Source organism: Variovorax sp. efr-133-TYG-130, assembly GCF_030208835.1.
In the GTDB taxonomy this organism is placed as follows: domain Bacteria; phylum Pseudomonadota; class Gammaproteobacteria; order Burkholderiales; family Burkholderiaceae_C; genus Variovorax.
In genome coordinates this window covers 163,835-184,359 of the sequence record NZ_JARVTD010000004.1, presented here as the reverse complement: position 1 = coordinate 184,359, position 20,525 = coordinate 163,835, and the positions used below count along the sequence as shown (strand labels likewise).

The following is a 20,525-nucleotide window of genomic DNA, read 5'->3' as shown; positions in this document are numbered from 1 at the left end:
TCGCTTAGGGCTTATGTTGGTTTACCTCGCCGGACTCCTGATGTTTTTCGCCTCGCTGCTCTGCCACGCGCAGACGGCGCCCGAGCAACGGCTGCGCATCGTCGGCGGCCTGGGAGGCGTCACGCAGTACACCGGCCACGAAGAGCAGTTCTGGACCCGGGATCTGGCCACGTTGTCGGGCGGCCGCTACACCGCCAGCATCGTGCCCTTCGACCGTGCCGGCGTGCCGGGACAGGAGATGCTCAACCTCATGCAGCTGGGCGTGGTGCCTTTCGGCACGGCGCTGCTGAGCCAGGTATCGACGCAGTATCCGGAGCTGGGCGCCGCCGACATGGCGGGGCTGAACCCCGACGTGTCCACGCTGCGGCGCACGGTCGGCGCATTTCGCCCCTACCTGGCCGCCGCGCTGCGCGAACGCTACGGTGCCGAACTGCTGGCCGTGTACATCTACCCGGCCCAGGAGGTGTTCTGCAACAAGCCGCTGCAGCAGCTGTCCGACCTGGCGGGCCGCCGCACGCGGGTGTCGAGCTCGACGCAGGCGGATTTCATCGCCGCGGTGGGCGGCACGCCGGTCTACACCGAGTTCTCGCAGATCATGGCGAACATGAGGTCCGGCAACACCGACTGCGCGGTCACCGGCACCATGTCGGGCCACACGCTGGGCCTGTACGAGGTGACCAGCACCATCTACACCTTGCCGCTGAGCTGGGGCGTCGCGGTGTTCGCGGCCAACCGCGAAAGCTTCAATGCGCTGCCGGCCGATCTTCAGGCATTGCTGCGCAAGGAACTGCCCAAGCTGGAAAACGCGGTATGGACCCAGTCGGAGCGGGAAACCGACGAGGGCATCGCCTGCAACACCGGTGCGGCGGGTTGCACCAAGCCCACCAAGGGCCGCATGACGGCCGTCCGGCCGTCGCCGCAGGACGAAGCGCGCCGCCGCGAGATCTTCGCGAACCGCGTGCTGCCCGGCTGGGTGCGGCGTTGCGGCCCGGAGTGCGCCAAGGCCTGGAACGACACGCTGGCGCCGGTGGTGGGGCTGCGCGCTCCTTCAGTTCAGTGAAGCCGCATTTCCCGCGCCGCGTCACCGCCATCGTCTTCGGCGTGGCCGTGCTTTTTCTCGCCACGGTGGTGACCGTGGCCAGCCTCATCGTCTGGGATGGGCGCCAGAAGGCGATCAGCGACCACGAGAACCTGGCCGTGCGATTCGTCAGCGGCTCCGAGGCGGCGCTCAACCGCTCGCTGCTGAGCGTCGACATGCTGCTGGCGGGCGCCAACGAACTGCTGCGCGGCTCCACCGTCGGCAGCGCCGGCAACGACATGGGTCGCTTCGAGGACCATCGGCTGCTGGAAACCGTGGTGCGGCAGAACCTGCTGGTGCGCCACGTCGCCTTCGTCGACGCACGCGGCGCCGTGGTGGCATCTTCCGACCGGCGCGGCGCACAGCTGCCGCTGGTGCTGCCCGCCGGCTTCATCGACAGCGTGCTGGCCAACCCGGTGTCCACCCTGGCCATCAGCCAGCCGGCCACCAGCCTGGTCACCTCGCAGAGGGTGTTGTTCTTCGCGCGCGCCACGACGCTGGCCGACGGCTCGCGCATGGTGGCGGTGGCCGAGGTGCAGCTCTCGCTGCTGGCCACCATCATGACCCAGGGCGCCGGCATTTACGGGCTCGAAGTCACGCTGGAGCGCGACGGCGGCCCGCTGCTGGCGAGCCTGCCGCCGCGCGACGATCTCGACGGCCGGCAGATCGAGCCCGCCCTGCACGAGAGGACGAGCGACGGCAAGCCCTCGCGCATGGCGGCGCGCCTGAGCGGGCTGCCGGCCATCGTGGTGGCCCGCCCGACCCTGCACCGCAACCTGCTGATCGTCGCGAGCATTCCCCTGACCGCGGCACTGCGCGAGTGGCGCCGAGAGCGCGACCTGATCGCCTGGACGGCCGTCGCCATCGGGCTGATGATCCTGGCGGTGGCCTGCTTCACGCACATCCAGCTGCGAAGGCAGTGGCTCGCGCAGATGGAGCTGCTGCGTTCCAAGTTCACGCTCGACCAGGCCCTGGAATCGATGATCGACGGCTTCATCCTGCTCGACTCGGACGACCGCGTGCTCACCTGGAACCGCGGCTTCGTCGCGATGTTCCCGTGGGTCGCGCCGATGATCGCGCCGCAGCTGCCGTTTCGCCAGATCATGGACGAGACCGCCCGGCATGTGGTGTACGACCAGGGCCCGGCCGGCTGGACGGCGCTGAACACGCCGCAGATGGATCAGCCTTACTCCGAGCAGGAGGCGCTGCTGGAGAGCGGCCAGGTGATCCGCGCGGCGCGCAGCCGCACGCCCGACGGCGGCATCGTCTGCGTCTACCAGGACATCACCGAGAAGCGCCGCCACATGGCCGCCATCATCGAGAGCAAGGCACAGCTGCAGGCCACGCTGGATGCGCTGCCCGACCTGCTGCTGGAGGTCGGCCTGGACGGCCGCTGCCACGGCTGCCACTCGCCGCGCGTGCCGTTCCCGGCCATCGAGATCGCGGACCCGGTCGGGCACCTGCTGTCCGAACTGCTGCCCGCCGAGGCGACCGCCGAAGTCATGGGCGCGCTGCACGACGCCGACGCCAAGGGCCATTCGGCCGGCCGGCAGTTCGAGCTGCGCCACGCGGGGGACAAGGACTGGTTCGAGATCTCGGCCTCGCGCAAATCGATAGGCGACGGCCGGGACGCGCGCTTCATCGTCATCCTGCGCAACATCACCGAGAGCAAGCGCGCGGCGCGGGAGATCGAGCACCTAGCCTTCTACGACACGCTCACCGGCCTGCCCAATCGCCGCCTGCTGCTGGACCGGCTCAAGCGGGCCATGGGCTCCAATGCGCGGGGTTCGCGCCGTTGCGCGCTGCTGTTTCTCGACCTCGACAACTTCAAGACGCTGAACGACGCGCTCGGCCACGACATCGGCGACGTCATGCTCAAGCAGGTGGCGCAGCGGCTGAAGGAATGCCTGCGCGAAGGCGACATGGTGGCGCGCCTGGGCGGCGACGAGTTCGTCGTGATCCTCGAAGACCTGGACACGCAGAACGTCGTCGCCACCTCGCAGACCGAGACCATGGGCGCGGCCATCCTCGCGCGGCTGAGCCAGCCCTACCAGCTCGGCCTTCAGCAGCACCACAGCACCTGCAGCATCGGCGCCGCGCTTTTCGATGCGGGGAACGCATCGATGGAGGAAGTGCTCAAGCAGGCGGACATCGCGATGTACTACGCCAAGACCGACGGCGGCAACGCGCTGCGCTTCTTCGAGGCCGGCATGCAGACCACCATCACCGCGCGCGCCACGCTGGAGAGCGAGCTGCACGCGGCCATCGCCGCCCGGCAGTTCGTTTTGTACTACCAGAGCCAGGTCACCGACGAGAACAAGGTCACGGGCGCGGAGGTGCTGGTGCGCTGGCGCCACCCGGTGCGCGGCCTGCTGCTGCCGCACGAATTCATCGACGTGGCGGAAGACACGGGGCTCATCATCCCGCTCGGCCTGTGGGTGCTGGAGGCCGCCTGCATGCAGCTGGTGGCCTGGCGGGACGACCCGCGCCTGGGCCACCTGCAGCTGTCGGTGAACGTGAGTGCGCGGCAATTCCGCGAAGCGGACTTCGTCGACCAGGTGAGCCGGGTGCTGCAGCGCACCGGCGCCGACCCGCGCAAGCTCAAGCTGGAGCTCACCGAAAGCCTGCTGCACGAAAAAGTGGTCGACGCCATCGGCAAGATGAACGCGCTGGCGGCGCTCGGCATCCAGTTCTCGATGGACGATTTCGGCACGGGCTATTCGTCGCTGTCGTACATGACGCAGCTGCCGCTGAGCCAGATCAAGATCGACAAGTTCTTCGTGCACAGCATCGGCCTGAACCCGAAGGTGGAGCTGATCATCCAGACGATCATCGGCATGGCGCGCAACCTCGAGCTGCAGATCGTGGCCGAGGGCGTGGAAACACAGGCGCAGCGCGACTTCCTCGAGCGACACGGCTGCCGCGTGTGCCAGGGCTACCTGTTCGGGCGGCCCCAGCCGCTGCACCTCTACGAACGCGAACTCGAATTCGACACGGCCGCCTGATGCCGCCCTCGCAAGCCTCCCCGCGAGCCCGCCGGCGCTGGTTGCCGGCCGAGGGCAGCTGGCGCTACCACCTGCTGCTGGTGGCCGCGGGCGCCCTCGTGCTGGGGCCGCTGGCCGGCGTGACGGCGGCCTACATGAACTTCTCGCTCGGCTTTTTCGTCGGCGGCCAGGTGCTCGCCGGCCTGCTGGGCTCGGCCGTGACGGCGGGCTACGGCGCGAGCGGACGGCACGGCGCCAACTACATCCAGACGGCGGCCGCCTCGGTGGCCGCCATGAGCGGGCTGGGCGTGCTGCTGCAGGCCATGGCGTGGATGGGCATGCCGCAGCCGCCGGCATGGCAGCTGATGCTGTACCTGGGCTGCATCGGCATGCTGGGCGCGGGCGTGGGCATGCTCTATACGCCGGTGCTGGTGGAACGCATGCGGCTGACCTATCCGTCGGGGCTGGCCGTGGCCAACATCCTGCGCGCGCTGACCGATCCGGCGTTGCTGCGGCGCTCGGTCAAGCAACTCGGCGGCGGCATGGGCATCGGGCTGGTGGCGGGGCTGGCCACCGCGCGGCTGGCGGTGCTGGGCGCCATCGGCATGTCGGCATCGACCCTGGGCGCGGGGCTGGTGGTGGGCGCGCGCATCGGCGTCCCGGCGCTGACCGGAGGCCTCATCGGACTTGCGCTCAAGCCGTGGTTCGTCTCGGCCGGCTGGCTGCAGGCGGACGACGCGCCGCGCAAGGTCATGTTCCTCATCGCGCTGGGCGCGATCATGGGCGCGGCGATCCTGGACATGGCGCTGATCTTCCGGCGGGCACTGCCGGGCGCACGGCGGCAGGCCGCAGCGCACGACGAGATGCCCAGGCCCGGGGTCACGCGCGGTCTCGCGCTCTGGGTGCTGTTCTGGGGCGCCGCCACCGTGGCCTGCGGGCATTGGCTGCTGGCGCAGCCGGTGTTCTATCTGGTGGTGGCCGTGGCGCTGGTGTTCGTCTTCGCGCTGGTCAACGGGATCTCGGTGGGCGTGAGCGATTCGAATCCGATCTCGTCGGCCTTCGTCGTGACCGTCGTCATCCTCGCCGCGCTCGGACTGCGCGACCCCACGGTGGGCCTGATGGCCGGCGCGGTGCTGCTCATGGCCACGGGCGTGGCCTGCGACATGCAGCAGGACCGCTCCACGGGCTGGAGGCTCGGCAGCTCGCGCACGCTGCAGTTCCGCTACCAGGTGATGGGCATCGTGGTGGGCGCCGTGCTCGCGGTGGTGTTCGCGCGCCTGTTCATGGCGGCCTACCCGGTGCTGCTGCAGGACCAGACGGTGCTGAAGGCCGATCAGCAGCCGGGCGGCTGGACCTCGGCCATGACCTACAAGTTCGTCGGCGTGCTGCGCAGCCTCACCGACGACGTGCCTTACCAGCGCACGGCGATCGGCATCGGAATTGCCGCGGGCCTCGTGATCGAGGGCCTGCGCAAGTGGATCCGGCCGCGCGGCTTCGTGCTCGACGCGATCGTGCTGCCGTCGCCGTATGCGCTGTCGTTCGGCGGCTTCGTGCCGCTGTCGGCGTCGCTGTGGTTCGCAGCGGGGGGCGTGGCCGGCAGCCTGTGGGCCGCCCGCGCACCCGCGCGCGGAGATGCGCCACAGGACATGAGCAGCGCCTCGCTGTTCGGCGGCGGCCTGATCGCCGGCGACGCGCTGGCCGCGGTGGGACTGGGCGTGGCCAGCCTGCTCGCTGCCGTCACCTAGCCGCCACGAACTGGCGCTCGCGCATCCACTTGGTCATGACCCACTTCTCGCCACGGTCCACGGTCGCGCTGGCATGCAGGCAGCGCGCATCGACGCGCCCGCTGTCGTCGCCATATTCGAAGTAGCAGGCGTTGCCCCGGATCGGCGAGAACGCCAGGCCGAGTTGCGGGAAGACGGTCTGGCCGCCGTCCGGCACGTCGTTGAGATAGCTCACCAGGGTGCTCACGCGCTGTCCGCTTCGCGCGATGGATTCGCGGTTGGCGGCGTTGGTGGGCGCCAGGTAGTCGTGGTGAGGCTCGCTGCCCGCGCCGGTGGGATAGTGCAGCACCTGCAGCCCCTCGCCGTTTTCCAGCGGCAGGTTCATCAGCGCGGACAGGCGCCGGTCGAGACGCGCGATCAGCTCGTTCTCGCCCGGGCGAAAGAACATGCCCCAGCTGGTGCGCTTGTCGCTCACCACGTCGCGCCCGCTCATCGGATCGACCAGCGTGGAAGGCTTCAGGCGTGGACGCGCCATCTCGATCACGGCCTTGCACTCGTGCGCATCCACGACATTTCCGAGCGCGGCGTATACCGGATCGCCGCCGCGCGAATGCACGACGACCTCGCGATCGGTGGTCGGGATCCGCGTGCCCGATGCGAGCCGCGCCGCGGGCCTGCCGGGGGACTCTTCCGGAGTTTCGATGGCATCGGCAGGCATCGCGGTACCGCGCTGCCGTGCATCGACGTAAGCGGACACGATAGCCCGCGCCGAGCGCTCGTTCATGCCCTGGCCGAGCATGGTGGAGACCAGTGCCTGCGGCGCCCGCCCGGCATTCAGGTTGTGCGTGAGCCAGCGGCCCAGATCGGGCGAGAAGCGGACGACGGTGCTCATGGATTCACACGGGCCCCAGCCGCGCGACCCAGCCCTTGTCGCCGAGGGTGAAGCCCTGGCGCAGCTGCAGTTGCCCGCCCGCGCCGTTGGCGATGCGCGTGATCATCGGGAACACGCGCTGCGCGTCGGCGTTCTGCATCCACGGCGCCGTGTCGATCTGGTAGGTGTAGCTCACCACCGCCAGCGGATGCTTCGCGTCGGAGGTGTCGACCTTGACGTCGACGATCTTCTCGCGCTTGAGATGCGCCACGCAAAAGTCGTTGGCGTGCTCGGCGCCACGGGTGACGTAGGGATGCGGCTTGTAGAACTTGCGCCCGGCATCCGTCAGCTCGAACCGCTTGACGGCGCCGTCCGGGTTCTCGCTGCTCTTCGGCACGGCCACGATGGTGCTGTGCACCAGGCCCAGCTGTTCCATCACCGGGAACTGGATGGCATGGCGCGCGCCGGAGCCGGCCTCGGCCTCGGTCAGATCGATGGGCCAGTCGAACATGGCCAGGCAGATGTCGCCGCGCTGGGCCAGATGCTCATCCAGTGCGGGCGCGAGGTTTTCCGCGGTGGGGGCCTTGGGGTCGTGGCTCGCGCTGCATGCGGCCAGTGCGCAGATCAGCGCAATGCCCGTCAGAGTCTTGATCGAGGCCAGGGGGCACCGGCTCGGGCAGATGGAAAAGAGATTCATGGGATCTGTGGTTGTTTTCAGGAGCAAGGGCGATCGCGGACTCAGTGCATGTCCAGCTCGTCCGCGACCCAGCCGCGCCGCGTGAGGTGCACGCCCAGGCGCACCTGCATGGTTCCTTCGCGCTGGATGGCGCGCGCCAGCAGCGGAAAGGCCTGCTGCACTTCAGGCGTGCCGGCCCACTGGTCGGGCGCGATGCGGTAGGTGAAGAGCAAGGAGGTCGCGGTGCGGCCGTCGCGCGTCTGCGGCGGATCCCAGCCGACCAGGCGGTCCAGGCTCAGGGTGGCCGCGCAGAAGTCGCCCGGGTGCGTCACGGTCTGCGTCGTGGTGCGAATCACCACGGGCACCTGCAGGTAGTACTTGCGGCCCGCGTCGGTCAGCGCGTATTCGCGGGCCGGCGCGTTCGCTTGGCTGGCCGCGACATCCCTGCCCGTCACCAGGCCCAGCTTCTCGAGCAACGGCATCTGCTGCGCATCGGGTTCGTGCGATCCGGCCGCCACCGTGATCGGCCATGTGTACTTGGCCAGGCAGACATGGCCGCGCTGCGCGAGATAGTCATTGACCGTCGCCGTGAAGTTGTCGCGGTCCGGAAAGCGCGCCTGTTCGTTGTCGCAGCCGGCCAGCAAGGCCAGCAGCGCCAGAAGAAAGCCGACGCCGCCGACGCGGCGTGCGAGGAATGAGGTTGTTTGCGTCATCGAATTAACGAGCCGTCTTCAGTTCACGCATTTGCCGGTGGCCGGTGGCTTGGCGGCAGGCTGATAGCCGTCGCTCAGGACACCCAGGAAGCAGACCAGGTCGTCGACCTGCTGCGGCGTCATGGCCGGCGGGGAGCCGGGCGCGCGCGGCCTGGTGCCGCTGGCCAGCGTCTTGTCGCCGCCCTCGCCCGTGCCCATCGGCACTTCCTCGTCGATGCTGCCCTGCTGCGCAGGCGGCAGGTCGTTGTACTTGCGGACCGTCGCCCCCGGCACATGGGTGGGTTGCAGCGCCCAGGCCGGGTTGGCCTGCGGCGCGCCGGTGGCGTCCTTGTCGGCCGGATACCAGTACTCCGGGTTGGTGTCGCGCGTGTTGTAGAAGTTGACGACCTGCTCCAGCGAATGGAGCACGCCGTTGTGGAAGAAGGCGCCTCGCGTCGCCACGTTGCGCAGCACCGGAACCTTGAACATGCCGCAGTAGGGGTTGGGGGTCTGCGGCGTGGCGGGCATGTGGTCGGTGCGGTAGGGGCCGCACAACCCCATGTCGAAGTACTTCGGATCGTCGTTGGCGGGAATCGGATCCGGATTGTTCGGGATCGACCTGTCGTTGCGCGGCGCGCCCAGGGCCTGGTAGGTGAAGTCCGTCATCAGGCCGGAGTTGCCGTTGAAGTTGGCGCCCGTGTAGTGGCAGCCGGAGCAGTTGGCAACACCGCTGCTGTGGAACACGACCTCGCCGCGCCGTTCGGCCGGCGTCAGCGTGCCGCCTGCCTTGTTGAAGACATAGAGGTCGTACTTGCTGCTGTACGGGTGGAAGCTCAGGTCCTCCGTCTCCAGCGCCTGGATCGCGGTGCCGATGGCGTCGAAGGCCTTGTCGGTGTCGTTGAAGACGTCGGCGCCGAAGGCTTGCCTGAACAGGCCGGCATAGGCGGCGTTGCGCACCGCCTTCACGACCTCTTCCTTCGAGGGATTGTTCATCTCCAGCGGATTGAGCAGCGGCAGCGCGGCCTGCGCCGCCAGCGTCGCCGCGCGGCCATCCGCCATGAAGCCGCCGCCGGGCGAGTTGGAGGTCACGCCGTCCGGGTTCGGCGCGTCGTCGTCGAAGGCGGGTGTCGATTCCTTGTAGCGCAGCGAGGGCACGGCGCGCGCGCCGGCCTGCGTGATGTCGGAGCCAAGTTGCACCGAGATGCTGTTCGGCGGCCCGTAGGCGTATTGCGGGTCGTGGCAGCTCGCGCACGACATGTTCTTGCCGCTCGACAGGTTCTTGTCGAAGAACAACATCTGCCCGACCTGGGCGCCCGGGCTCAGGGCCGGCGCGCGCGGGCCGGCGCTTGCCGCCATCGCCGTGCCCTTGCCATCGCAGCCCGCCAAAGCCAGAAGCGCCACCGCGAGCGCCACGACGAGGGGGAGCGTCTTTTCCATTGCCAGATTCATCATTCACTGTTGCTCGAAGGCCGGAAAAAGCTGTTCCAGGCGGCCCCGCAACGGGTTCCGCCTGGAACACCGCCCCGGTTTCCCCGGGGCGGCCTTCGGCTTACTTGATTGCCCAGACGTTGGCCTGGCTTGCGTCGGGGCCCGTTTGCGGGGTGATCTGGCCTTCCAGCTTGCCCGTGAGCGTGTCGACCTGGCCGACGATGTCGGCCGCATACAGCTTCTGCGTGTAGTTGCCCGGGATCACGTAGGCATGGTTGATGGGCCGCACCGAGTCGAAGTGCGTGTCCACGCTGCCCGCGAATTCCGGCAACGCCGTGATGTTGGCCGTGATGAAGGCTTCGGTGTATTTGGCGCGGTTCAGGTAAGTCGCATCCACGGCCGGGTCGGCGATCTGGAACATGTCCTGCAGCGTGCGCACGAACGAGAAGTGGCTGTAGGAGTCGCTGTCCGCGATCTTCTTCTTCGCCGTGCCCACGTCCTGCTGGTTGGAGATGATCCCGAAGATCGAGTTGCCGTGGCCGAAGTTGCCCGAGGTGTAGTTGACCGGTGCCGTGGTGGCCGTCGCCTTGCCGTTCGCATCCACGGTCACCGGTGCGGCGCCCGAGTTCTTGCCGCCGGCGTTCCAGCCGCAGCACGAGCCGTTGCTGCCGCCTTCGCCTTCGTCGTACATCACGACGATCGCAACGCGCTTCTGCGGGTTCTTCCACAGCGCGGAGTTCTGGATCTTCTTCACCACCATGCCAAGGTAGATGTCGGCGCGCATGACGCCGTTGGCCTGGCCGTTGTTGTTGCTCACGCAGCTCGTGTCGCTGCCGACGCCGTGCATGTCGTCGCACTGGTCCGGAACGATGAAGTTGATGTTGCCCACGTCGCCCGTGGCCAGGTCCTTGCTGAACTGGTCATAGACCCAGCCGTTCGGAATCGGGTAGGCCGAGGACTTGAGCCAATCCGCTTCCTGGTACTGGGTGCCGAAGATGGTGCGGTTGGTGGCCACGAACTCGGGCAAGTTGCGCGCGCTCTGGTAGGCGATCGACGGGCCGTGCTTGACCTTGTACAGGCCGTTCACCACGCCGAAGTTGGCGGTGCCGGTAAGGCTGGGGGTGGAGCCGTCGAGATTGGTGAAGCCGTTCAGGCGGTTGCCTGCGTCGTAGGTGGCGGTGACGGACGCGTCGGCGATGCTGTCGGCGCGAACGTCCTGGCCGGGGTTCATCGATTCGCTGTAGGTGCGGATGGTGCGGCCCGTCCTGGACATCAGCGTGAACAGGTTGTCGCCGAGGACGTTGTGCACGGTGCCGCTGGTCGGGTTGTCGCCGCAGGAGGTGCTGGCCGCGCTGTAGCCGGCGCGCGTGGCGCTGCCGGCGGGTGGCAGCGGGCCTTGACCCGGCAGCGGCTGGCCGTCGGAGGCCGTGCCGCCGGTGAATGCGACGTCGGTGATGGCGTTGGCGCTGCCGGCGATCACGCCGCATCCGAACCAGTTGTCGTCGTTGATGCCGAAGTCGTCGCCGCCGCCGAGTGCGGTGTAGTTCGGCTCGGACGGGTTGCCAGTCGAGTAGTACGTCGTCAGCTGGTTGTACTTGTTCAGGATGTAGTTGATGTTCACGGCCCGCGAGTTGCCGACGATCACGTCGGTCGACTTGTTCTCCTCGACGACCACGAAGATGTTGTCGTAGGCCGGCACGCCTTCCACGTTGAAGGCCGCCTGCTGCGCCTGCGCGAAGGTGATGGGCGCCTGCTTCTGCGTCGGCACCGACGGCGTGACCTTGCTGCCGTCCCTGTTGGTGATGGTCACGCTCGACAGGCCCACCAGGCGCGGGTCGCCGCCCGCGACGGCCAGGTTGTCGGGGAACATGTCCTTGCGGTCGAGCTTGGTCGTCGCATAGGTGTAGCGGTTGGTCAGCTGGTTGTCTTCGTACAGCACCGCATATTGGCTGGCGCCGCTCAGTATGTTGACGTCCGCCAGCGGGTCGGCGACCGTGGCCGTGCCGAGATTGAACGCCGGTCCGTTGAGGCGCGCGACGAGGTTGGCTTTCTCTGCCGCGTAGCTGCTGCCGTTGGCTTCCACCAGGCGTTGCGCTTCGCTCGACAGCGGGCTGATGACGACCTTCCCCGCGCCCTGGTCCGCGATCTGGGCGGCCGAGGCGCGCAGGATCAGGTGGCTGGCCACCGCGGTGCCGGTGGCGGTGTTGATCGCACCCGTGCCGATGTCCGCCACCAGCGGGCCGGTCTGGGTCGTGGTCAGCGTGAACTTGCCGCTGGCGTCCGTGACGGCCGACGCTTCGCCGCTGTCGAGCACGCCGTTGCCATTGGTGTCCACGAAGACCGTGGCCTTCTGGTAGTAGCCGGCCTTGAGGGTCGGGTTGCCCGTGGCGCTGCCCGGCACGAAGCCGCTGGCGGCGACCACGCCGCTGTAGGTGGTGGGGCTGGCGGCGGGCGTCGTGCCGGCCGGGAAGACGATCGCGCCGGGCCCGCCGTTTCCTCCCCCGCAAGCGGCGAGCACGCAAGCCGCGACCGTCGTCAGGGACGTGAACAGGGCTTTTCTATTGAGAATGTTCATATGAATCTTGGGGCTGAGAGTTATGGATGGTTTTTCCGGCCTGCAAGCGGCAACAGAGGCAGCTGCTTTTGTATTAACAAATGCCGCATCGAGGAGAAATGTAGAAATCGCGGGTGACATTTGTGTGTCAAACCGCAATACATCCTCGAATCTCACGCGCGTTTTTTCATCCGAATTTCTGTCGGCGCTATCGACTGACCAGAAGCTGACTTAAAACTTAGGTGAGAGTTAGCAATTAGTTAGACGTGGATTACAAGGGCGACACATAGAGGCCGCCCGGTATGCAACGCAGCGCTTCCCAAGCCGGACATCGCAATCCAAAAATCAATTGATCCAGGCAAAAATCAATTCATCTGGGCATCCGGATTTGGAAAATCACCGGATCTCCAATTCTTTTTTAGTCAATTGCCAAGCCCGCCACGCGATCAAAATTTCCACAAATTGATTTGCAAATCAATCAGCTCTTGAATTGACGGCCGCGCATTGCTGCGGCAAAGCGATGCCCCGCTCGGGCTCATTGCCTACCCCCGCTAGCGCCGGCCACCGACCGAAGCGCCGCGGCGCAAGCCAAAAAGTGCGAGCTCCACAACAAGCAGACAAGGAGCGACCATGAGCTCATATGGCGTCAATACACCACCCCCCGGCGTGCTCGCCGCGGAGGGCAGCCGAAGCGGTGTCTCATGGGGCGCGATCGTCGCGGGCGCGGCCGGCGCCGCATCCTTGTCGCTGATCCTGCTGGTGCTGGGCACCGGCCTCGGCATGTCCTCCGTCAGCCCTTGGACCCATCAGGGCGCCAGTGCGGGCGCCATCGGCGTCGCGACGATCCTGTGGCTGAGCTTCACCCAGATCGCCGCGTCGGGCATGGGCGGGTATCTGGCAGGCCGGCTGCGTACCAAGTGGGCCGGCGTGCATACGGACGAGGTCTACTTCCGCGACACGGCCCATGGCTTCCTGGCCTGGTCTGTCGCGACGTTGCTGACCGCCGCGCTGCTCAGTTCCGTGGTGGGTTCGATCGTGGGCGCGGGTGCGCAGGCTGGTGCCACTGTCGCGAGCGGCGCGGCCACGGCTGTGGGCATGGCGGGGGCTGGCGCAGGCGCTGCCGCGTCGCAGTCGGCACAGGACGGCGGCACGGGCCCGATGAACTACTTCATCGATTCACTGTTCCGTCGCGACGCCAACGCTCCTGCCGCCGCGACCGGCGACGCGGGCACCGGGCAGCCCGCCATGCCGGAACGCGGCACGGCCGCGGCCAACGCCGAAGTCAGCCGCATCTTCCTGAACAGCATCCGCACCGGTGCGCTGCCGCCGGAGGATGCGCGGTATGTCGGCCAGGTCGTGGCGCAGCGCACGGGGCTGAGCCAGCAGGACGCCGAGAAGCGCGTGAACGACACCTATGCAAAGGCACAGGCCACGCTGCGCGACGCGCAGGCCAAAGCCCGGGAAGCCGCCGACGCGGCCCGCAAGGCATCCGCGTATGCCGCCTTGTGGCTGGTGGTCTCGATGCTGATCGGCGCCTTCGTCGCCAGCTTCGCCGCGACCTACGGCGGGCGCCGGCGCGACCTCTGAACGACCGGCCTGCGTGAACACACTTCCTAGGAGATCCTCATCATGCGTTCGCTTCTGCTCTTGTTTCTCGGCGTGCCGATCCCGGTCATCATCCTGATCGCCCTGTTCTTTCACTAGGCGCCGGTCTCCGCGAATCTGGCCGCATAGGCGCGGAACATCGCATTGCGCTCTTCGAGCGCCTCCTGCGTCGGCGGCACCATGATCGGTGCCCCTTCCGCTGCAAATGCCTGGCACTGCGCCACATAAGGGCGCAGCTGCGCGTGGTAGGCCGCGGACGCCGCCTCCATGCGTCCGCCATGCTCGGTCCATGTGTTCGCCAGGATCTCCGCGGACACCATCGCCAGGGTCGTCCCCATGCCCGACAGCAGTGCAGCGCAGTGGCCCGCGTCGCCGATGACCGCGACGTTGCCGCGTATCCAGCTCGGCATGTGGGTCTGGCTCACCGAGTCGAAGTAGAAGCCCTTGGCCGCAGGGTCGGCGAACGCCGCGCGCATCGCAGGAACCTGCCACGCATCGACACGGGACAGCAGCCGATCGATGAGTGCGCGCTGGGCATCCAAGTCGCGGTAGTCATAGCCAATCTCGGGGCTGGCGGCGAGCATCAGGCCCTGCGGACCATCGCCCGCGTCACGCACGGCGATCGTCAGGCCTGGCACGCTGAGCATGGCGCGGTGCCAGTGCCGGTCGGCAGGAAGATCGACGAGCGCGACGTAGTGGCCGAAGTGACGGACATATTCCTTCTCGGGTCCGAAGGCGAGCCTGCGCACGTTGGAATGAAGGCCGTCGGCGCCGACCACCAGGTCGTAGCGGCCCTGCGAGCCGTCCGCGAAGCCGACTTCCACTCCGCCCGCGCCATCGGCGATCGATGCGATGGAAGCCTTGAAGCGAAACTCGACCCCGTCGGGTATGGCGCTCATCAGGATCCGGTTGAGGCGGTCGCGCGTGATCTCGACGTCCTCGTCGGTCTCGTTGGCAAACCATCGCAGGTCGAGGGTCGCGACCTGCGCCCCCGTCCCGTCGAGCACCGGTGCCGGGTCGAAGAACCGTACCTTCTCGTCATCGATCCTCGCCAGGATGCCCATGCGCCGCGCGGTGGCGAGCGCGCGCCCGCGTACGTCGATGGGCGCGCCGCCGGGACGCAGGCCGTCGGCGCGCTCGACGACGGTCACCCGGTGGCCGAGGCGGGCGAACCAGTGGGCGGCCGAGAGGCCGGCCATGCTGGCGCCGGAAATGAGTACGTCCATGGGCTTCTCCTTCGCCGACTACAGCTTGAATTCCCTGGCCATGCGCACCACCGCCTGCTTGTCGAAGGCGTTGATGTCGTCGATCAGCTCGTTGGTGAACAGCCGGTTCGGGTCGCCGAGCTCGCCGGCCAGCTTCGGGTTCTTGCTGCTCTGTGCGCTCATCTCGATGTTCGCCTGCCACTCGGCCAGCGACGATGCCCCCATGCGCTGGTCCGGATCGTCGCTGCGGCGCATCCAGCTGTTCTTGCGGTCCTTGAGGATGAAGGCCAGTTCCTTGCGGGCCTCGTCCTCGCTGCGGCCCTTGGGCCGGCTCTCGGGGTACGTGGCCCAGTGCAGGTCGATGGCCGCATCAAGGTTGGCGTTCGAGAAGATGGTCGACTTCGCGATGCCCTGGAAAAGCGCCACCAGCGCCTTGCGCTCATCCTTCAGCAGCTTGCGCGGCACGCACATCCAGCCCGAGCCGAGCTGCGCGAATTTGGGAGTGAGCGGCACATAGCGCAGCCTGGTCCCCACCAGCTCGATGCGCGCGGCGGCGGTGTCGAAGGCCACCATCGCGTCCACGCGGTCGTTGTCGATCGCCGCGCCGGCCGGCGCGCCGTCGCCGATCGCGATGTACTCGCACCCGTCGTCCTTCAGGCCCAGTTCGGTCAGCATGATCCTGGTGATGACGATGCCGGTGTCGCCCTGGCTGCGCACGCCGATGCGCTTGCCCGCAAGGTCCGCGGCCGACTTGATCGGGCTGCCGGGCTTGACCACGATCACGTTGGCATTGCGCGGCAGCCACTTGTAGACGCTCACCAGGTCGAGCGACGGATCCTTCGCCATCGCAGGCAGCAGGATGGCCGGCACCGCCGGCCCGAAGTCCACGTGCCCGGCGCGCAGGCTCTGCAGCGCCTGCGTCATGCTCGACATGTTGACGTATTCGATATCCACGCCCCTGGGCTTGTAGAAGTCGAGCCTGGGATGCTGGCCCGCGGTGGCGAAGCACTGCTGCGGATCGTTCACCGCCGCGGTGTTCGCCACCTTCATCACCCGCACGCCCTGCGCCAGTGCCGGCAGGCTTGCAGCGAAACCCAGGGCACCGAGGCCCAGCCCGAAATCACGTCGCGTCAACATCGCTCACTCCTTCAGACGGAAAAAAATGCGGGGATGCAGGGGCTCAGGCGTTCACCGTCCGCTGCGAGGCGTCGGCCGGCATCCAGTGCAGCACGCGGCGCTGTATGCGGCGCAGCAGGTCGCTCAGCACGATGCCGATCACCGAGAGCACCACGCACACCGCGAAGCTGCCGCCGGTGTCGGCCTGGGCCTCCATCTGCAGGATGAGCACACCCAACCCGGCCTGCGCGCCGACGAACTCGCCCACCACCGCGCCGACCACGCTGAAGGCCGCGGCCATGTTCAGCCCCGCGAAGATATAGGGCAGCGCGCTCGGGAACTTGGCCTTGCGGAAGATCTGCCACTGCGTGGCGGAGAGCGAACGCAGCAGATCGATGCGGTCCGGGTCCACCGCCTTGAAGCCCGCGATGCTGGTCACCAGCACGGGGAAGAAGGTCAGCAGGCAGATGATCATCACCTTCGAGCCGATGCCGAAGCCCAGCCACACGACGATGATCGGCGCGACCGCCACCTTGGGCACGCTCTGCAACGCGGCGACGTAGGGCGCCAGCAGCGCTTCGACCTTCGGCATCTGCGACACCACGATGCCGATCGCAAGGCCGATGCCGCTGCCGATGAGGAACCCCAGCAGGATCTCGGTCACCGTCACGCCGCCGTGGTACCAGAAGCCGTCCTTCGCGAGCGGCCCGGTGGCCAGGCCACGCCACAGCGCGACCGCGATGTCGCTCACCGGCGGCACGAGGTGCTGCGGCACCTTGAACAGGCGCACGCCCGCCTCCCAAGCGCCGAGCAGCGCAGCCAGCAGAAGGATCGACTGCACCCGCGTCGAGGCGAGCGGGTTCGCACGGCGCTTCGGGTTCGCCTTGATCGCCGCAGTGGCGGCAAGCGGGGCGCGGTCGTCGGGCGATGCAACGGAATCGGTCTTGGCGAGCATGGCGGTGGTCATCTGGAACTTCCTGTCAGTCGAACGAGGCGGCGTGCGAGAAGCGTTCGCGGATAGAGAGCGACGCGGCGGCGAAAGCGGGGTGCGACATCACGTCCATGGCCCGCGGACGCGGCAGGTCGATGGGCAGCACGCGTTCGAGCGTGCCGGGGCGTGGCGACATCACGAACACCCTGTCGCCGAGGAACACCGCCTCCGGAATCGAGTGCGTGATCAGCACCACCGTCTTGCCGCTTTCCATCCAGATGCGCTGCAGTTCAAGGTTCATGCGCTCGCGCGTCATCGCATCGAGCGCACCGAAGGGCTCATCCATCAGCAGGATCTTCGGGTCGTGCAGCAGCGCCCGCGCGATCGAGGCACGCTGCTGCATGCCGCCGCTCAGCTGGCGCGGCAGCTTGTGCTCGAAGCCGTCGAGCCGGACCATGTGCAGCAGCTGCATGGCGCGCTCGCGCGCCTGCTTCGCCGGAATGCCCAGCACCTCGGCCGGCAGCATGACGTTCTCGAGGATGGTGCGCCAGGGCAGCAGGATGGAGCTCTGGAACACCACGCCCACATCGCGCCGCGTGCCCTGAATCGGCTGCCCGTCGAGCACCACGCGGCCGGTGCCGTAGTCGAGCAGCCCCGCGAGGATGCGCAGCAGCGTGCTCTTGCCGCAGCCGCTGGGGCCCACGATGGTCACGAAGCTGCCCTCCTCGATGGCGCAGTCGATGTCCTTCAGCGCGAGCACGCCTTCGCCGCCATCGCCGAAGTGCTTCGAAAGCCCTTCGATGCGGATGTAGTCGGGGCGCCCGCGCGCGCGCTGATGGTTCGTGCTGCTCATGCTCATGGCTTGGCTCCTTCGGGACTCAGGAAACGGACGATGTGATGCGCCAGGACCTGCGGCGCCTGCATCGCGGTGACATGGCCGATGCCGGGCAGCAGCACCGCATCGGCGCCGCGAATGCGGCCGGCCATCGACAGCGTCACGCTCGGCGGCACCACGCGGTCGAGCTCGCCGGCCAGCACCAGCGTGGGCGCGACGATGTCTGCCACGCCTCGCTCGAGCGCGGTCTGCACGGTCGCTGCGCGCCGCGCGGACCGTGGCGACTCCGGCCGCGCCTTCGCGAACATGCGACGCAGATCCGGGTGCTGATCGAGAAAGGCCTCGGGGAAGAACCAGGTCGCCAGCTCCTGTGCGGTGCCGGGCAGTCCGCGTCGCAATTCAGCCAGGCGCCGTGCATCCGGACACAGCTCCTCGTAGGGCCTGGGCAGCGGCCAGGTACTGCCCAGCACGAGCTGGTCGACCGAGCGCGGGTGCAGCACCGCCAGCGCCTGCGCAACCCGCCCGCCGAAGGACGAGCCAAAGACATGGGCGCGCTTGAAGCCGAGGGCCTTGATGAACTGCTGCGCATCGTCCGCCAGGTCCGCGAGCGTCGAGGCGTGCTCGGGCCCCTCGGTCTCGCCGCAGTCGCGCTGGTCATAGGCGATCACTGTGAACTGCCCCGACAGCCGCGGCACCAGCGCCGCGAACATCTGCCGCGACGCCTCCGCGCCGTGCATCAGCACCAGCGGCGAGCCTTCGCCTTCACGGTCGAAGGCGATGCGCTGGTCGCCGACCTGGACGAAGTGCGTCATGCGACGCCTCCTTCTTCCTGATCCATCCAGAACGTCATCTCGATCTTGAGACCGCGAGGATCCTGCAGGAAGAGCTGGTGAATCGCCCAGCCCGGGATCGGCGCCTCCACGAAGGGAACGCTCAGTGCGCGAAGGTGCGCGCGCATTTCGGCCAGGCCGCGTGAGCGGAACGAGATGTGGTCGACGTGGCCCGTGACAGGGCCGCCCGGCTCGCCCGGCCGGTCCGGAGCCGACAGGTGCGCGTACAGGTGCACGATGGGCTGGCCGTCGGCATACAGCCATGCGCCGGGCGCCGGGATCTCCGGCCGCGCGCCGACCGTGAGTCGCATCACCCGGGTGTAGAAGTCCACCAGCGGCGGCAGTTCGTCCGGCGTGCAGCGGATGGTGAAGTGGTGCAAGGCAGTCACAGGCATGGCGTTTCCTCGAAGCTGTAGGCGAGCCCGGGCACGGAAGGCACCCAGCGCGCGGCGGCCAGCGCCAGCAAGCGGATGCCAAGCACCTCCTCCGGCTGCCAGCGGGTGCGGGTGCCGAAGACGTTGAAGGTGGCGTAGCAGAGCGTCCCCTGCATCAGCGGCACGTTGATTACGCTGCGCAACGCGTAGGCCTGCATCTGCTCGAAATCGTCGAAGGTCTGCGCAAGCACATGCTCGCCCTCGCCGACGAACACACGCCCCTGCACGAAGAGGCATTCGGTCCAGCGCGTCATGGTCTTTCGCTTGGCGCCGTTCACGGGAAAGCTCGACGCCTCCGACGAATAGAAGCGGCGCAACAGGACCTGGCCGGCCGCATCGTGCCCGGTCGTCACGTTCTGCTGGATGCTGAAGATGCTGCCCGGGGCGATCAGCAAACGACGGCTGTCGATGCGGCGCAGCGCCTCGACAGCGTTCGGCGCCTCGGCCAGCGAGTCCAGAAACCCGGCGGTGATGGCGGTGGTCTTCGGTGCAGTGGGCGTGTCCATGGGGAAAAGTCTAGGACCAGCAATTCACCAAAGTGAAATAATTTCTGATAGCTCGATAACCCAGGAGTTATGGCCTTGCCCACCGCCCGAGACCCCGCCGCCGAGTTGCACCGCACACTGCTCTCCCGCCTCAAGCTGCGGCAACTCTCGCTGCTGCAGGCCATCGACCGGCATCGCACCCTCAGCCGCGTCGCCGCCGAAATGCAGCTCAGCCAGCCAGCGATCACCAAGGCGCTGCACGAGGTCGAGGACATCTTCGGCAGCACGCTTTTCGAGCGCTCCAGCAGAGGGCTGGTGCCCACCGCCGCGGGTGACGCGGTGCTGCACTACGCGCGGCGCTGGCTTGCCGAGCTCGAGGCGACCACGCGCGTGCTCACCTCGCTGGAGGCGGGCCGCAGCGGCCGCCTGCGGCTGGGCTTCACGCAGCAGGTGCCGCAGCAGCTCATGTCGGCCGCGTTGACGCATCTGCTCGACCGTTCGCCGCGCATTTCGGTGATGGTGCGCGAAGGCACCACGGACGAACTGGTCGCCGGCCTCGTCGCGCGCGAGCTCGACTGCGCCATCGGCCGCTCCTACGACGGCGACGCGAGCGGGCTGGTGCAGGAGGCCATCCACGAGCAGGAGCCCTGCCTCGTGGTAGGTGCGAAGAACGTCAAGCGGCTGTCGCGAGGGCCGCTGGACTGGGCCCGGCTCGCCCAGCTTGACTGGATCCTGCCGCCGCCCAACACACCCATGCGCAGGACCTACAACGCCATCTTCGTCGGCGCCGGCGTCCAGCCGCCGCTGCCCATCCTGGAGACCACCGCGATCCGGAGCATCCAGACCGTGCTGCGCCAGGAGCCCAACGTCATCACCATCTTCGCGCGCGACGTGCTAGCCGGCATGGAGGACGCGGGCCACTGCGCCGCGCTGCCCTACCGGCTGAGCTGGAACCTGCCGCCGGTGAGCTTCTTCACGCTGAAAGAGCTCGAAGCGCACCCCACGGTGCAATCGCTGCGCGGCGCGGTGGTCCAGACCGCGCTGCGCATGAAGCGCCCGGCAGGCTGAGCCGGCCCA

The 20,525-nt window shown here is 67.9% G+C and carries 17 protein-coding genes; 5 read left to right on the top strand and 12 right to left on the bottom strand.

Translation table 11 applies throughout. The annotated features are described in order from the left end of the window. The first annotated feature begins 40 nt into the window (after nucleotides 1-40). The 3 genes from QRN67_RS07300 to QRN67_RS07290 are packed head-to-tail and all read left to right on the top strand — an operon-like array spanning nucleotide 41 to nucleotide 5,807. Nucleotides 41-1,060, top strand: coding sequence for a TRAP transporter substrate-binding protein (locus QRN67_RS07300; RefSeq protein WP_106938529.1), 1,020 nt, complete (start codon nucleotides 41-43; stop codon nucleotides 1,058-1,060). Then, nucleotides 1,057-4,083 carry a bifunctional diguanylate cyclase/phosphodiesterase gene (locus QRN67_RS07295; protein ID WP_285411266.1) on the top strand — a complete coding sequence of 1,009 codons (3,027 nt, stop codon included), beginning with the start codon at nucleotides 1,057-1,059 and terminating at the stop codon, nucleotides 4,081-4,083. Before QRN67_RS07300 ends, QRN67_RS07295 begins: the two co-directional genes overlap by 4 nt. Next, nucleotides 4,083-5,807 carry an OPT/YSL family transporter gene (locus tag QRN67_RS07290; protein ID WP_285411265.1) on the top strand — a complete coding sequence of 575 codons (1,725 nt, stop codon included), beginning with the start codon at nucleotides 4,083-4,085 and terminating at the stop codon, nucleotides 5,805-5,807. Before QRN67_RS07295 ends, QRN67_RS07290 begins: the two co-directional genes overlap by 1 nt. Here QRN67_RS07290 and QRN67_RS07285 read toward each other — a convergent pair. The 5 genes from QRN67_RS07285 to QRN67_RS07265 all read right to left on the bottom strand — a co-directional run bounded on the left by QRN67_RS07285 (nucleotide 5,800) and on the right by QRN67_RS07265 (nucleotide 12,028). Then, nucleotides 5,800-6,678, bottom strand: a complete 879-nt coding sequence (locus QRN67_RS07285) for a 2OG-Fe(II) oxygenase (protein WP_285411264.1) — start codon at nucleotides 6,676-6,678, stop codon at nucleotides 5,800-5,802. The genes QRN67_RS07290 and QRN67_RS07285 overlap by 8 nt on opposite strands. A 4-nt stretch (nucleotides 6,679-6,682) precedes the next feature. Beyond that, the gene (locus QRN67_RS07280) at nucleotides 6,683-7,354 is read right to left on the bottom strand and encodes an SEN1982 family lipoprotein (RefSeq protein WP_285411263.1); all 672 of its coding nucleotides are present in this window, start codon (nucleotides 7,352-7,354) and stop codon (nucleotides 6,683-6,685) included. A 41-nt stretch (nucleotides 7,355-7,395) separates the two neighbouring features. Beyond that, on the bottom strand, nucleotides 7,396-8,046 hold the full coding sequence (locus tag QRN67_RS07275) for an SEN1982 family lipoprotein (RefSeq protein WP_081267629.1): 651 nt from the start codon (nucleotides 8,044-8,046) through the stop codon (nucleotides 7,396-7,398). Between the two features lie 18 nt (nucleotides 8,047-8,064). Next, nucleotides 8,065-9,462: a cytochrome-c peroxidase gene (locus QRN67_RS07270; protein ID WP_285411262.1), complete on the bottom strand. Its 1,398-nt coding sequence runs from the start codon at nucleotides 9,460-9,462 to the stop codon at nucleotides 8,065-8,067. A 112-nt stretch (nucleotides 9,463-9,574) separates the two neighbouring features. After that, complete coding sequence (locus tag QRN67_RS07265) at nucleotides 9,575-12,028, bottom strand: alkaline phosphatase family protein (protein ID WP_285411261.1); 2,454 nt, start codon at nucleotides 12,026-12,028, stop codon at nucleotides 9,575-9,577. A 609-nt stretch (nucleotides 12,029-12,637) separates the two neighbouring features. Here QRN67_RS07265 and QRN67_RS07260 point away from each other — a divergent pair. Next, nucleotides 12,638-13,594 carry a hypothetical protein gene (locus tag QRN67_RS07260; protein WP_285411260.1) on the top strand — a complete coding sequence of 319 codons (957 nt, stop codon included), beginning with the start codon at nucleotides 12,638-12,640 and terminating at the stop codon, nucleotides 13,592-13,594. A 113-nt stretch (nucleotides 13,595-13,707) separates the two neighbouring features. Here the strand turns inward: QRN67_RS07260 and QRN67_RS07255 are convergent, their stop codons facing one another. From QRN67_RS07255 to QRN67_RS07225, 7 genes are read right to left on the bottom strand one after another with little or no spacing between them, the layout of a single operon-like run. Next, nucleotides 13,708-14,838 (bottom strand): FAD-dependent monooxygenase, encoded by a 1,131-nt coding sequence (locus tag QRN67_RS07255; RefSeq protein ID WP_285411259.1) that lies wholly within the window; start codon nucleotides 14,836-14,838, stop codon nucleotides 13,708-13,710. A gap of 18 nt (nucleotides 14,839-14,856) precedes the next feature. Next, nucleotides 14,857-15,954, bottom strand: a complete 1,098-nt coding sequence (locus QRN67_RS07250) for an ABC transporter substrate-binding protein (RefSeq protein WP_285411258.1) — start codon at nucleotides 15,952-15,954, stop codon at nucleotides 14,857-14,859. Between the two features lie 43 nt (nucleotides 15,955-15,997). Continuing rightward, nucleotides 15,998-16,900, bottom strand: coding sequence for an ABC transporter permease (locus QRN67_RS07245; RefSeq protein ID WP_106938277.1), 903 nt, complete (start codon nucleotides 16,898-16,900; stop codon nucleotides 15,998-16,000). Nucleotides 16,901-16,913: 13 nt separating this feature from the next. Next, nucleotides 16,914-17,723, bottom strand: coding sequence for an ABC transporter ATP-binding protein (locus QRN67_RS07240; RefSeq protein WP_285411257.1), 810 nt, complete (start codon nucleotides 17,721-17,723; stop codon nucleotides 16,914-16,916). Then, nucleotides 17,720-18,511: an alpha/beta fold hydrolase gene (locus tag QRN67_RS07235; RefSeq protein ID WP_285411256.1), complete on the bottom strand. Its 792-nt coding sequence runs from the start codon at nucleotides 18,509-18,511 to the stop codon at nucleotides 17,720-17,722. Before QRN67_RS07235 ends, QRN67_RS07240 begins: the two co-directional genes overlap by 4 nt. Then, nucleotides 18,508-18,924: a VOC family protein gene (locus QRN67_RS07230; RefSeq protein WP_285411255.1), complete on the bottom strand. Its 417-nt coding sequence runs from the start codon at nucleotides 18,922-18,924 to the stop codon at nucleotides 18,508-18,510. Before QRN67_RS07230 ends, QRN67_RS07235 begins: the two co-directional genes overlap by 4 nt. Beyond that, nucleotides 18,915-19,469 carry a GAF domain-containing protein gene (locus tag QRN67_RS07225; protein ID WP_106938274.1) on the bottom strand — a complete coding sequence of 185 codons (555 nt, stop codon included), beginning with the start codon at nucleotides 19,467-19,469 and terminating at the stop codon, nucleotides 18,915-18,917. The genes QRN67_RS07230 and QRN67_RS07225 overlap by 10 nt, the downstream gene beginning before the upstream one ends. Before the next feature lie 75 nt (nucleotides 19,470-19,544). Here QRN67_RS07225 and QRN67_RS07220 point away from each other — a divergent pair, with 75 nt between their 5' ends. Beyond that, entirely contained in the window at nucleotides 19,545-20,516 is a 972-nt protein-coding gene (locus QRN67_RS07220; RefSeq protein ID WP_285411254.1) for a LysR family transcriptional regulator, read from the top strand. The last annotated feature ends 9 nt before the right edge of the window (nucleotides 20,517-20,525 follow it).

Coding starts and splice junctions, on each gene's coding strand:
- QRN67_RS07300 (WP_106938529.1), top strand. CDS start 41: ATGTTTTTCGCCTCGCTGCTCTGCCACGCGCAGACGGCGCCCGAGCAA.
- QRN67_RS07245 (WP_106938277.1), bottom strand. CDS start 16,900: ATGACCACCGCCATGCTCGCCAAGACCGATTCCGTTGCATCGCCCGAC.
- QRN67_RS07225 (WP_106938274.1), bottom strand. CDS start 19,469: ATGGACACGCCCACTGCACCGAAGACCACCGCCATCACCGCCGGGTTT.
- QRN67_RS07235 (WP_285411256.1), bottom strand. CDS start 18,511: ATGACGCACTTCGTCCAGGTCGGCGACCAGCGCATCGCCTTCGACCGT.
- QRN67_RS07270 (WP_285411262.1), bottom strand. CDS start 9,462: ATGGAAAAGACGCTCCCCCTCGTCGTGGCGCTCGCGGTGGCGCTTCTG.
- QRN67_RS07275 (WP_081267629.1), bottom strand. CDS start 8,046: ATGACGCAAACAACCTCATTCCTCGCACGCCGCGTCGGCGGCGTCGGC.
- QRN67_RS07265 (WP_285411261.1), bottom strand. CDS start 12,028: ATGAACATTCTCAATAGAAAAGCCCTGTTCACGTCCCTGACGACGGTC.
- QRN67_RS07250 (WP_285411258.1), bottom strand. CDS start 15,954: ATGTTGACGCGACGTGATTTCGGGCTGGGCCTCGGTGCCCTGGGTTTC.
- QRN67_RS07230 (WP_285411255.1), bottom strand. CDS start 18,924: ATGCCTGTGACTGCCTTGCACCACTTCACCATCCGCTGCACGCCGGAC.
- QRN67_RS07290 (WP_285411265.1), top strand. CDS start 4,083: ATGCCGCCCTCGCAAGCCTCCCCGCGAGCCCGCCGGCGCTGGTTGCCG.
- QRN67_RS07260 (WP_285411260.1), top strand. CDS start 12,638: ATGAGCTCATATGGCGTCAATACACCACCCCCCGGCGTGCTCGCCGCG.
- QRN67_RS07255 (WP_285411259.1), bottom strand. CDS start 14,838: ATGGACGTACTCATTTCCGGCGCCAGCATGGCCGGCCTCTCGGCCGCC.
- QRN67_RS07285 (WP_285411264.1), bottom strand. CDS start 6,678: ATGAGCACCGTCGTCCGCTTCTCGCCCGATCTGGGCCGCTGGCTCACG.
- QRN67_RS07240 (WP_285411257.1), bottom strand. CDS start 17,723: ATGAGCATGAGCAGCACGAACCATCAGCGCGCGCGCGGGCGCCCCGAC.
- QRN67_RS07280 (WP_285411263.1), bottom strand. CDS start 7,354: ATGAATCTCTTTTCCATCTGCCCGAGCCGGTGCCCCCTGGCCTCGATC.